The organism is Catenovulum maritimum (assembly GCF_001050375.1).
In the GTDB taxonomy this organism is placed as follows: domain Bacteria; phylum Pseudomonadota; class Gammaproteobacteria; order Enterobacterales; family Alteromonadaceae; genus Catenovulum; species Catenovulum maritimum.
In genome coordinates this window covers 12,109-24,897 of sequence record NZ_KQ130495.1, presented here as the reverse complement: position 1 = coordinate 24,897, position 12,789 = coordinate 12,109, and the positions used below count along the sequence as shown (strand labels likewise).

The window sequence follows — 12,789 nt, the reverse complement described above, 5'->3', positions numbered from 1 at the left end:
TCACCTTAATCAATTTCAAATGAAATTTTATTTTGAACCCCAGCAACTTCCATAGGCTCACCATTAACCACTCTTGGTTTATATTTAAATTTCATCGCAGCCGCTACAGCCGCCTTATCAAATATATTTTCAGGCTCGGCTTTTACGACCACTGGATCTTTTACCTTACCCAGTTTAGTCACAGTAAACTCAACGATGACATAGCCTTCAATACCACGTTGCTGTGCTCTTCTTGGGTACACAGGTGCAACTTTTGTAATTGGTACAAAGTCACCATCACCAGAACCTAATGACAAGCCGCCTTGTAAACCAACATCGGCTTTAACTTCTGCAGCAAAATTAGTCACAATTGCATTAGCCGCTGGATCTGGCGTATCCATTGGTGGCGTATCCATTGGCGGTGGTGGCTCTTGTGGCTTAGGTGGCTTCTTCGGCTTTTCTCTTTGCTTTTCAACAACCTGTTCTTTTTTAACTCTAACAAAGTCTAACACCTTGCCTTTCGCTGGCTCTTTTAAAGCACCTTCACCACTTGCAATAAGTGACTGCATGCCAAAAAAGAGCAAAAAAGTAACAGATACGGCAAGCCCAATGGCTATTAAATATCTAATCATAATCTTTAGTCATTCGCTGCAATTGAAACGTCATAAGCACCCGCAGCGCGAGAGCCATCCATTACTTTAATTAAGGTTTCAACGTCTGCTTTTTTATCCGCTTGAATAACAACTGAACCTTTAGGGTTTTCAGCTTTTAAGCGACGAACATTTGCTTCAACCGAGCGCACATCGATTTGACGCTTGTCTAGCCAAACTTCACCATCAGCATTAATTGCAATTAATATGCTTGTGTTTGGTTTAACGACAGCTGTAGGTGCATCAGGTCTGTTCACGTCTATACCCGCTTCTTTTACAAAAGACGCAGTGACAATGAAGAAAATAAGCATAATAAATACAACATCTAGCATAGGTGTCATATCAATTGTTGACTCTTCTTCTTCCATTATTTGATTTAAAGGACTTGCTCGCATAATTCTTCAATCCTGTTTTTGTTCGCTAATCAATTTAAGCGAAGACAATTAATGTTTTTTCTCGTGTTCTATTTCTAAATGATCCGCGAGTAATTCCGCTTCTCTTTTTGCAACTCGACCTAACCAGGTAGATGCAAACACGCCAGATAGTGCGCCAACCATGCCTGCCATTGTTGGAATTGTGGCTTTAGAAACACCAGATGCCATAGATCTCGCATTACCTGTACCAGAAATTGCCATCACATCGAACACTTCAATCATGCCTGTTACTGTTCCCATCAGACCAAGTAATGGACATAAAGCAACTAAAGCACCTAACAACATCAGGTTTTGGTTTAACTTGTTTGTTGCTCTTGAAATAACCGCTTCTCTAATTTGATGCGCATTCCAAGAGTTTTTATCGTTTCGCTTAGCCCAAGCTGATACAAGATCAGCTTGGTACTTTCGGTATGTGGTTGTGAAAAAAGCAATACGCTCAAATATCAACAACCACATGACAAATATAAGCAAGCCGATATAAAGGAGTACATCACCGCCGGTTTCCATGAAACCTTGGATAGCCTCCATCATTTCGTTAAAAGCAAACACTTTATGCTCCTTACTCAGCTGCTTTTTCAGCTCGCTCTGCGATAAGACCCGTGCTTTGTTCTTGTAAAATAGAAACTAAGCCACGGCTGCGTGTATTTAACATGGTGTAAAGTAATAAGGTCGGAATAGCGACAACTAGACCTAATACAGTAGTAACAAGTGCTTGTGAAATACCACCCGCCATTAATTTAGGGTCACCAGTACCGAATAATGTAATCGCTTGGAAGGTATTGATCATACCGGTTACTGTACCCAGTAGACCCATAAGCGGTGCCACTACAGAGATAATTTTAATAAAGGTTAAGTTACGTTGTAATTTAGGTACTTCGCGTAAAATAGCTTCACTTAATTTAAGCTCAAACGTTTCTGTGTCAGCAGTTGGGTGCTGGTCTTTAACACTTAACACTCGGCCAAGTGGATTATTAGCTTTAGGTGTTGAAATATTTTTAAGCTGAGACTTAATTTTAGCGCCAACAATACTTAAGCTAATGAAGCGCTCAAGTGCGATTAACAAACCAACTAAACCAACAGCTAAGATAATGTAACCAACTGTACCACCTTGCTCTACTCGCTCTTGCATATTTGGTGCTTGAACTAATAAACCTAGGATAGAGCCAGCAGTTGGGTCTAACGAAAATTGAACAAAGCCTTCAGCATTTGATTGGATTGCAGCCGCTGTATCTAAGTGGCGAGCAGCCGGTTGACGTGCTAATTCAGATAATGAACCTGTTTCGATTGAATAATCTAAAAACTTACCATCTGAAACTAAATTAAATGAGCCAACTCGTACCACTTCTTTTTCAACTTTAGCGCCAGTTTCTGCTTCAATAACAGGTGCTTTAAAGCTAACGATTTTGCCTGATTCTGTCATTTCACGCTGTAATTCAAACCAGAAACGTTCAATTTCATCAATTGAAGTTAGCTTTGAACTACCACCAATTTTTTGTGCTAAATCACCTAAAAATTGATGACGATTAGGATACTGAGCAGAAATAATTGACGACTCTAAGCTACCTTTTGCATCACCAGCGGTGCGCTGAAGCTCACCTAATAACTCTTTTAAAGAACCTAATCTATTGTCATATGACGCTTCTAGATCTTTAATTGTTTGGTCGTTGTTTTCTGCTTGGGTTTCTAATTTATCAGATAAACGTAACTCAGCATCACGGCGTGCAATCGCTTGCTCAAGTAATTTTACTTGCTCACCTTTTTTAGCCAAAAACTCAGCTTCACGTTGCTGGTTTTGTTCATTCTGAAATAACTTACCTTGCTCTAATTGGTTTAATAATTGATCAAGATTTAATGCATTGCTTTCAGTTGCAGCATTTGCTGTAAGCGTAAATGTTAATGCAGCTGAGGTAATCAAACCTTTAATTAAATTTTTCATGTTAAATACTCTTTCTAATCAGAATGTCAGGCTTATTCAGCTGCTACATTTTTTGCAGTTAATAACGGTACACTTAATAAATCAGGTGCAAGTTGTTTACGTGCAATACGTAATGCTTTGGTAATTTTTGTACGGTAGTCACTTGATAAAGCGACAAATTCATTTTTGTCTGCTTGCCATACACCACTTTGCTTACCGTCTTTAGTTTGGTAAATAAATGCGACTCGACCGACACGTAAAAAATCAACATCACGTTCAACACCATCTACTTCAAGCGTACTTGTGTAAGCTTCAATTGTGTTACCGTAATCAAGCTCAATTGTATAAGCTTCTAACACGCGACGGAATTTATCAGCCGGAGAAGAACCAGCACTGCTCATCATTTTTTTCAAGCTAGCAATTCGCTCACTACGCTCTTCTTTTAAGAAAGGTACATCCAACGCGATAAATTGCTCTAAACCGTCAATCATACGCGTCATTAAAGGCATAACTTGACGCTCAACAACTGAGATTTTATCAATTGAATCATTGATATCTTGCATAGTTGCTTCTTGATCAGAAATTTGCGCTGAAACTTGTTTGTTATAAATTTCTAAACCTTCAATTTCTTTATTGATTGCTTTGAATTGTTCTAAACGAGTTTGGATATCGTCACTGATCGAATCGATTTTTTGTTGCGATTTTTCAGCTGACTGATTGATTTGTTTACTTGCATTGATTGCAGGTTTTAGGCTGTTAGCCTGAGTAAATGTGCTCATCGCGATTGCTGTCGCAATGACCGACGTTTTTACTGTTACTTTTAATGTACGAGAAAGGCTCATCTGAAAGCTTCCTGAAGTTAGTTTAACTAAGAAATTGGAAGCATAATATTGCGGTTGTGTGACAGTTGGATTAACCAGAAATGACAGTAATATGACAAGATAAAAGACAAGAATGTATTCTAGAGTGTCTTTATTGTGGTGTAATAGCGTTTAAGAAGAGATTTAGGGGATGATTGGTGAATAAAAATAAGAAGTTAAAGGGTGTGAAATATCACACCCTTTGCTATTTAGCCTAAAGCTCCCAAGAAAAGCTCATGCTAATTGAACGTCCAGTTTCAACTGCTTCAGCAACTTCACCGTTACGAGTAAATTCCTGAGAATCACCCATTAGGTTTTTAACTTTAAAAGTCAGTTTTGTTTCAAACGTTGGGTAATAAGTATAAACAGCATCTAATGAATCGAAAGGCGATTCAATTAGATCAGGCATTCTATCTATACCCGCACTCATAATACGCTCTGCAAATCGGTTATAAACCAATGAAGCTGTGTGCTCACCATCATACGAATCAAACCCAAGTTGTAAATTAACGACGTACTCAGAGTGGCCCGTCATTTTTCTAGTTGGATTAGTCACATAGGCATTATCGTCTTTAGTGATAGGCAATAAAGCTTGGTTGGCTAAACTGAAATATGAGTATTGGTCTGGAATCACAATTTCAGAGTCTGATAATGTAATATTACCCGAGAAGAAAAACCGATCGAATCCATCACCCATAAAGTCTAGGCTCTTCATCCACTCGATTTCAGTACCGTATATTTCACCACTTTGTGCGTTAATAAAAGATACATTCGACTCATCCGCACCTGGCAATTGAACGTTCTCAATTGGCGCAGTTAAATCTTTGTAAAATACAGCGACAGATAAATTATCTGAAGTTGGAGTGTAATACTCCCAACGTATATCAAAGTTTTGAATTTCAGTAACTTTTAGGTCTGGGTTACCAAATACTGGGTTATCGGTTAATGGATCTAAATAACGTACCGGAGAAAGCTCTTTTAAATCAGGTCGAACTAATGTTTTACCATAACCCAACCTAACTTGCTGCTCATCACTCATGATGTAAGTAAATGATAATGCAGGTAAGAATTCTTCTTCAGAAATTGCAGTTGGCTGCAATGCTTTCTTCTTGTTATCTTCAAAACCAATTGGAACAACAGCTTGGCGCCAATCTTCATAACGAACACCACCACTTAGGCGATATTTATCATTAAAGAAAATATCAAATTGACCATAGTAAGCATCTAGCATACGTGCTGCAATATAATCATCAACTCTCAATAACTGCTGAAACTTAGTACTGTCAGAAGTTAACACTTCGTCAGTATAAACCTCATCAATGTTCCCTGCTAAGTAGTTAGATTCACCGGTTTCTGCAGGTGTGAACTTAGAAAGATATTGAAAGAATAAACCGTTAGACGTTCTCCATTTTTTAGAAAAGTCAGCACCGGCTTTTAATTCGATTTCAGCTGAATCTAAGTAGATAGGTAAAGTCGCATTCCATTGAAAAGTTTCTGCTTTATCTTCTAACTCACTAAAAAATCGAGTTAAAGATGGCGTCACAGAATCTGTTGCTAACGCCATTTCACCTTGAAGTGGTAAATAAACAATTTCTCTTTCATCTGGAGCATTACGCGTTGCTTTAGACTTACTAAACTGCCAGTCAACACCTAAATTCATTAGGCTTGGGAAGTTATGCATGCCTCGAATTTGATTCGTAATTAACTCACGTTGCTCGTATAAAATACCATATACATCAGCATTCGCATCGTAATCAAAATCGTCGCCTTGCTCTAAGTCGACTTTATCGCGTGTATTTCTTAAGAAGATAGTCGTGGTTTCAAACTTATGATCTTTGCCTAATTCAAGACCCAAATTCAAAATATTGCTGAGCTCTACTTCGTGCTCAGTTGATAATATTTTCTTATCTTCGATAGCGTTAATACCAACGTCAGCTGTATCAAATCGAACTTTACGCTCTTTAGAATTGCTCCAGCTATTGTCATATTCTGACGCGAGTAAGAAACCAAATACAGTGTCTTCACCAATATCAAATCGGTTACCAACTGCAAAACCAAAACCAAAGTCAGGGTCAAGGCTCTCTGGCTGAATGTGATTACTATTATCAAACGCTAGAACTGTCTCATCAACAATTTGCGCAGCTTTATCTGCATCACCTAAAGTAGAAGCTAAAATAGATTCATTAATAACGCCATATTGCTCGACATTGCGTCGAACCGTTTCAGGTAAAGCTCTGCTTTTATCTTCACCTAAAAAGCTACTGCCGCCATCATAACTCAAGCCATCGTCGCTATTTTCACTGTTATAACCCAAACCAAAGTTAAGTTTAAACACAAACTCACTTGGGATTGACTTAGTTCGAATATCAATCGCGCCACCACCAAATTCACCAGCCATATCAGGAGAATAAGATTTTTGTACTGATAAATTTTCGATAATACCACTTGGGAACATATCTAAAGGCACAACTTTACGAGTTGGATCTGGCGATGGTACGTTAGCACCATTTAATGTTGTGCTAGAGTAGCGTTCACCTAAACCACGTACATAGATGAATTTGCCACCGACTAGGGTTAAACCTGTTACACGTTTTAATGCTGAAGCTGCGTCGCTGTCACCCGTTCTAGATATTTGCTCAGACCCCAATAAGTCAGCAACAAAAGCTTGGCTTTTTCTTTCTTCTATAACCGCAGCAGCACTACCTTGTAATCGACTTGCAGTTGCAACAACTTCTTCCATTAGCTCGTCATCACTTTCTGCTGCATTAACGGCAGTAGAAGCTAGGGCTAACAAAACCGCTGCGCTTACTTTATTGGTTAGCAATTTTTTATTACTAAACATATTCTTACCTCGGAAACTATTCTTGATACAAAAAATAAGGCGCTAAATAGCGCCTTAATTAGCGGCTAATATTACTTATAAGCCGTGAGTCCAAGTTTTCCACCAAGTGTCATTCACATCTTTAACAGCACCAACATAATCAGTTGCATCAAAGAATGTATTCTTAGCATTGACGTCAGTCGCAGTTACAGTACCAGTAGATGAAGCAACATAGTTTGCATCTAAAGTGACAGCTGCAACAGACTCATTACCTGCACCAGCTTTTTCAAACCAAGCTTGAGCTTCAGTATTTGCATAATCTTTAGCACATGAGATAACTGAAGTTTCGATAGATAATTCACCAGAAACAGCATTTGCTTTTGCAATATCATCGTCAATATCTAAACAGCTACCATCTGTTGCTGGCTCTACAAATAAGAAGTTATAGAATGCACCTTCTGAACCTTTACGAATATCAACACCGTTTGATTTAGGTGCATTGCTACCCATAAATGTTAAGTTTGCGATAGTTGGTTTTGAATTTGGCGTACCACCCGCAGCACCATCACCTTCAAGAGCGTGGTCACCACCTAAATCATTTTGTTTGATTAGGACATACTGAACGTTACCGTTCCAACCTTGTGTCCAATCTAAACTATCATCTTGGTTGCCAGTTAATACTAAGTATTTCGCATTGACTGTACCACCGAAGAACTCAACACCGTCATCTGAGTTATTGTGAACTTGTAAGTACTCAACCTTAGTACCAGAACCAACTGATTGGAAAGCAACACCATTTAATTCATTTGAACCGTCAACTTTAAAGCCGGCATATTTAACTTGTACATATTGAAGTGTACCGCTGTTATCGTCTGCGATATTACCGCCGTAAGTACCAGTATTAGCTTCACCAGCAACGTTTACACCTTCGCTGTTTGGTGCTTGACCATTTAAGACTAAACCACCCCATAAACCTGAATCGTCTTCGGTAACAGTACCTAAAACATCAGAAGAAGAAGTAAATACGACTGGAGCAGCAGCTGAACCTGTTGCTTCAATTTTAGAGCCACGGCTAACAACTAAGTAATCAGCACCTGATTGACCAAATACAGTCACACCAGCGTCAATTGTTAAAGTTGCTGAGTCAGCAGAAGTATAACCAGTTGAAGCAACATCTTTACCGATGAAAACTGCACCAGTTAATTGATAAACCGCGCCTTGAGATAAAGTTACATCTTCAGTAATTACGCCGCTTAAAGCACATGTTAATTGACCAGCTGAAACTTCAGCAACTTCTGTTGTACCTGTCGGACAGCTAGTCACTGTATCGTGTAAACCGTATGTCCAACCTTGAGTCCAGTCATTTTGACCGTCAAACGCACCAATGTAATCAACCGAGTCAAAGAAACCATCAACTTCATTTGCAACATTTTTACCCATGCCTAACGCAGGAGAATTAGAAACAGGCATGTAGTTAACAAGTTTAGCGTCAGCTAATGAGTTCATTTCGCCAGCCGTTGTGAACCAATCTGCAACAGTTGTAACACCATCAGCGTCAGCATAAGGTGTCGTACAATTCACAATTGAGTTTTCGATATCTAAAGAATCATCCGCAGCGAATCCTTTTGCATTATCATCATCGATATCTAAACAAGCTTTGTCGTTACCGCCAACAAATAGGAAGTTATAAAATTCACCTTGTGAACCTTTACGGATATCCATGCCGTTTGAGTCTGGCGCACTGCTACCTAAGAAAGTTAAGTTAGCAATTTTTGGATCTGAATTTGGAATACCACCAGCAGCACCGTCGCCTTCTAATGCATGGTCACCGCCAATTTCGTTTTGCTTAATGAGTACATGTTGTACCTTACCAGACCAACCTTGAGTCCAATCTAAGCTATCATCTTGGTTGCCTGTTAAAACTAAATGTTTAACATTAACTGTACCACCAAAGAACTCAACACCATCATCAGAGTTGTTGTGAACTTGTACATAATCAACTGTTGTACCAGAACCAACTGATTGGAAAGCAATACCGTTTAACTCGTTAGCACCATCAATTTTAAAACCAGCAAATCTAACTTGAACATATTTTAAGATACCGCTGTTATCGTCAGCAATGCTACCACCATATGTACCTGTGTTAGCTTCACCAGCAACGTTTTCACCTTTACTATTTGGCGCTTGACCATTAATAACTAAACCACCCCATAAACCTGAGTCATTTTTAGTTACGGTTTCGTTTACGTCATTTAATGCTGTAAATACGATTGGTTTAGCTGCTGTACCAACTGCATTTATTTTTGAACCACGGCTAACAACAATAACGTCGCTACCTGATTTACCAAAAATAACTGTGCCAGCTTCGATACCTAATTCAGCTGAATCAGCTGCTGTATAACCGTCAGTTGCGATATCTTTACCAACAAAAACAGAGCCTTCAATTGCCCAGTAAACGTCTGCATGTAAAACCATGTCGTCAGTGATAGTGCCAGATAAAACATATACATCTTTATCTAAACCTGAAGATAAAACAGTATCTTTAGATGCTTTACCTAATGTAATTGGTGATTCAGCTGGGAAAGTAACTGTTGAGCCACCACCTGTGTTATCACCTTCATTTGTAATATTTGTTACGCTGTTATCATCCGCACTAGCGTCAATGTTTATATCACCACCACAACCTGCTAAAGCTAATGATGCTGCCACAGCACTCATCGCAAAAATGTTCTTAAGATTCATAATATCTCCGATATTTATTTATTCTAAATTGAGTAATAGCTTTAATTATTTGCGTCGAAGATTACGCAGAGAAAATGACAGAAACATGCCAAAAACATGACAGTTAGGTGACAAATGATTAAATTGAATCTAAATCATTTATTTAAAAAAAACACAAAAACAAAAATAAAACAATTAAAATCAGAAGGTTAAACAAAACCTGATATTTTTAAGCGATAAATAGAAAACAATACAAATAAAAATAAGCATTAAATTTACAATTAAGTTACATATTTAATTCATAGTAAAAGTATTCACATTGGCGAATAGACAGATATAAATCGATAGCCATGCACCTGATTGGCGGACTATAAATGTGGACATAACGCTCGTATTTTCTTTTGTGTTTGAGGTTTGTGTGGCGTTTATACTTACTTTCGGGTTTGCGTTAATGCTTGAGGTTAGATCAAGAGGCTTTTAGCTAACTTCCTATCCTATATTTATATTCACCCCACTCTGGATTCTGGATAAGAAATTAGCTAATTCAATGCAGCTATCAGGAAAAAGCACTCAACAAAGTAAATTTTTCTCCCGAGTTAAGGTTAATTACATAAACCTTTCTCTATATTGACTTGGTGTCAGTCCGGTTTGCTTCTTAAATACCATAATCATGTATTGTACTGTGTTGTAGCCGGTTTTCTCCGAGATATCACTCAAAGTTAAGCCGGTATTTAACAGCATCTGCTTTACATTCGCGAGCTGAACTTTAACGATTTCTTGATGGATAGAGCTGTTTAAATGTTCACGAAAGCGATTTTCAACATTCGCTCTAGATAACTGCAAATGCCGTAAAACATGCGTGGCTTGTATACCATCGCAAGCGTGTTCTTTAATATAACTAATTGCTTTTTTTACCACGTGATCATCAACTGAGAGGTGATCAGTCGATGCATTTTGCACGACCCCAATTGGCTCAACCAGATTAATTAGAGGCTCGACTTCTTCATCATTTAACAACTTATCGAGAATTGATGCGGCTAAATAACCCATATACTCTGTACCTTGACGAATACTACTGAGTTTATTACCGGTTAAAACGTTAACTATGTCATCGTCATCAACCCCTAGAATAGCAACCTGCTCTGGCACTTTTATATCTAAATTACGACAAGCATCAATCAGCTGCCTAGCTCTATTATCGGTTGCAGCCATAATCGCTATCGGCTTAGGTAGACTAATGATCCAATCCTGCAATCGTTTCATGGCTTTATGCCAATTTCGATAACTACTTAGGTGACCACGGTAAATATTGGGCTTAACTTGACCCGCGGTTAATTCCTCAACCAATTGGCAAAAACTATTTTCTCGTTCAATAGACCATTGATTGTTGGCTCTATCCGGTACGCCATAAAAGGCCATACCTTGGTAACCTAAAGACAGAAAGTGCTCAACAGCTAACTTTGAAATTGTGTGATTGTTAGTCGCAACATAATGCACGTTTGCAGGGTATTTACTCGCATCTTGAAATGATCCACCCACTCCGACAACTTTCATATTTTGCTCTAACACAAAATCCACGATACTGGGGTCATCAAAATCAGCGATTACGCCATCACCCTGCCAATATTTAATTTTTTCTAGATGAGTTAGGTAGTCGTCTTCTAAGAATAACTCCCAATTTACGCCTTGCTGTAAATACCTAGCAACACCAGATATTATTTTTCTGTCGTACGCCTTATTCGCGTTAAACAAAAGTGTTATTTTTTTACTGACTGGCATTAAACTAGAGCCTTCATTTTATTTATTGAACTTTTTTCACAAAGTTTACATTTCAGCAATTATAATCACCGTTAACTCATTCATAAGTAAACTTATGTAAAAATTAATTAAATTTAAATAATTAATTTTATAACCCAAATATAAATTATACCAGTTCACCTAAATTTTTGATCTATAGTTTACGTAGAAAAAAAGTGCGCTAACAAGGCATGAATTGCCGCTACTAGTAAACTAATAGCAAAATTCATAACGCAGTTTACGTGCTTTTTAACCCGTAAAATTGAGCAATAATTAGGATGGATTGGTATTATATAAATCAAAGAAGAAAGCAATCTCTATAGAGCTACACTCACGATGACAGAATCTAGAAAACAAATCAGACAAAAAATAAGAAAGCTCAGGCAAAACCTAACACCAACCGAGCAACAAATAGCAAGCCAACAGATTGCAGAACAAGTGTTAAATCGTTTTGATTTTACCGACAAAGATCATGTCGCGATTTACTTATCGAATGACGGAGAATTAGATACTCATCTGCTTATTCAGGCTTTATGGCAATTAGATGTAAAAGTTTACTTACCCGTTTTACATCACTTCTGTACTGGGTATTTATCTTTTTATCTGTACCAGCCAGAAACCCCAATGATAAAAAACAAATATGGTATTTTAGAACCAGAATTAAACTGCACAACCATTTGCCCTATCAAACAGCTTGAATATGTATTTTTGCCTTTAGTTGCATTTGATAGTGAGGCCAACAGGCTCGGTATGGGAGGCGGTTTTTATGACCGAACTTTCGAGCACAAAAACCCTAAAACCAAACTAATAGGCTTAGCACACGACTGCCAGAAAGTAGATAAACTTCCTATCGAATCTTGGGATGTGCCACTGGATAAAATAATATCTCCCAGCTATAACATTTAAGCCATAGCTGGCTTTTCGATATGGGCTAAATATTTCCCAAATTTCTTTTGCAGGGTTATAAAGTTAATTGGTTTGACTAAATAGCCCGTCACACCAGCATTAATTGCCTGAACGATATTTTTTTGCGCGCCATGAGAGGTTAAAAGAAAAACGTCTGCTTCAGAAATATTTTCATTAATACGTATGTCTTTAAGCAGATCTAAACCACTTTTACCCGGCATTTCCCAATCAGTAATCACTAATTTATATGGCTGGCCTTCTATGTAAGCTTTGTCTAACATTTTTAAGGCGATTTCAGCATTTCTCGCTTCATCAACTTTGCGAAAACCCAGCTCACTTAACATTTTTTTAGCGACTTCTCGCATTGATTCAACATCATCAACCAGTAAAACTCTAGGCATAGCATGAGCTAATTTATTGTCTTGTTGGTTCAAAATATCGCGTTTTAGTTTGTTGTAGATAGTCACAAGAGAAATCAATTCGTTTTCTGCTGTTTCTCTTTCTGCCTGCTCGGTTATAGACTCTAACGACCCTCTTAGTTGATCGATTTCTTTAGATATAAGCGTCTTTAACAAGCTTCCTTCTTTTTTATTAAACATATAATCCCTTATAAAAAACGAGTTCTTATTACTGAGGTTAGTTACTACAAATCAATTACTCAAAAGAATCAATAATTATTTTTAAATCAAATTTAAATATAGCTTAG

At 37.8% G+C, this 12,789-nt stretch carries 10 protein-coding genes; 1 reads left to right on the top strand and 9 read right to left on the bottom strand.

From position 1 onward, the window contains the following. Positions 1-5 precede the first annotated feature (5 nt). From XM47_RS13195 to XM47_RS13160, 8 genes are all read right to left on the bottom strand, one after another. Complete coding sequence (locus tag XM47_RS13195) at positions 6-611, bottom strand: energy transducer TonB (RefSeq protein WP_048693372.1); 606 nt, start codon at positions 609-611, stop codon at positions 6-8. Positions 612-616: 5 nt separating this feature from the next. Beyond that, positions 617-1,024, bottom strand: a complete 408-nt coding sequence (locus tag XM47_RS13190) for an ExbD/TolR family protein (protein ID WP_048693369.1) — start codon at positions 1,022-1,024, stop codon at positions 617-619. A 48-nt stretch (positions 1,025-1,072) separates the two neighbouring features. Continuing rightward, the gene (locus XM47_RS13185) at positions 1,073-1,591 is read right to left on the bottom strand and encodes a MotA/TolQ/ExbB proton channel family protein (protein ID WP_048693539.1); all 519 of its coding nucleotides are present in this window, start codon (positions 1,589-1,591) and stop codon (positions 1,073-1,075) included. Between the two features lie 31 nt (positions 1,592-1,622). Continuing rightward, positions 1,623-2,999: a MotA/TolQ/ExbB proton channel family protein gene (locus XM47_RS13180; RefSeq protein ID WP_048693367.1), complete on the bottom strand. Its 1,377-nt coding sequence runs from the start codon at positions 2,997-2,999 to the stop codon at positions 1,623-1,625. 32 nt (positions 3,000-3,031) lie between these two features. Next, on the bottom strand, positions 3,032-3,820 hold the full coding sequence (locus XM47_RS13175) for a DUF3450 domain-containing protein (RefSeq protein ID WP_048693364.1): 789 nt from the start codon (positions 3,818-3,820) through the stop codon (positions 3,032-3,034). A 232-nt stretch (positions 3,821-4,052) separates the two neighbouring features. After that, positions 4,053-6,680, bottom strand: a complete 2,628-nt coding sequence (locus tag XM47_RS13170; RefSeq protein WP_048693361.1) for a TonB-dependent receptor domain-containing protein — start codon at positions 6,678-6,680, stop codon at positions 4,053-4,055. Between the two features lie 75 nt (positions 6,681-6,755). After that, complete coding sequence (locus tag XM47_RS13165) at positions 6,756-9,401, bottom strand: hypothetical protein (protein WP_048693359.1); 2,646 nt, start codon at positions 9,399-9,401, stop codon at positions 6,756-6,758. A 585-nt stretch (positions 9,402-9,986) separates the two neighbouring features. Continuing rightward, the gene (locus XM47_RS13160; RefSeq protein WP_048693358.1) at positions 9,987-11,159 is read right to left on the bottom strand and encodes a XylR family transcriptional regulator; all 1,173 of its coding nucleotides are present in this window, start codon (positions 11,157-11,159) and stop codon (positions 9,987-9,989) included. Between the two features lie 354 nt (positions 11,160-11,513). On the opposite strand from XM47_RS13160, the gene XM47_RS13155 reads away from it, so the two are divergent. Next, the gene (locus XM47_RS13155; protein ID WP_048693356.1) at positions 11,514-12,083 is read left to right on the top strand and encodes a 5-formyltetrahydrofolate cyclo-ligase; all 570 of its coding nucleotides are present in this window, start codon (positions 11,514-11,516) and stop codon (positions 12,081-12,083) included. Here XM47_RS13155 and XM47_RS13150 read toward each other — a convergent pair. Then, complete coding sequence (locus tag XM47_RS13150) at positions 12,080-12,682, bottom strand: response regulator (protein ID WP_048693353.1); 603 nt, start codon at positions 12,680-12,682, stop codon at positions 12,080-12,082. The genes XM47_RS13155 and XM47_RS13150 overlap by 4 nt on opposite strands. Positions 12,683-12,789: the final 107 nt, after the last annotated feature.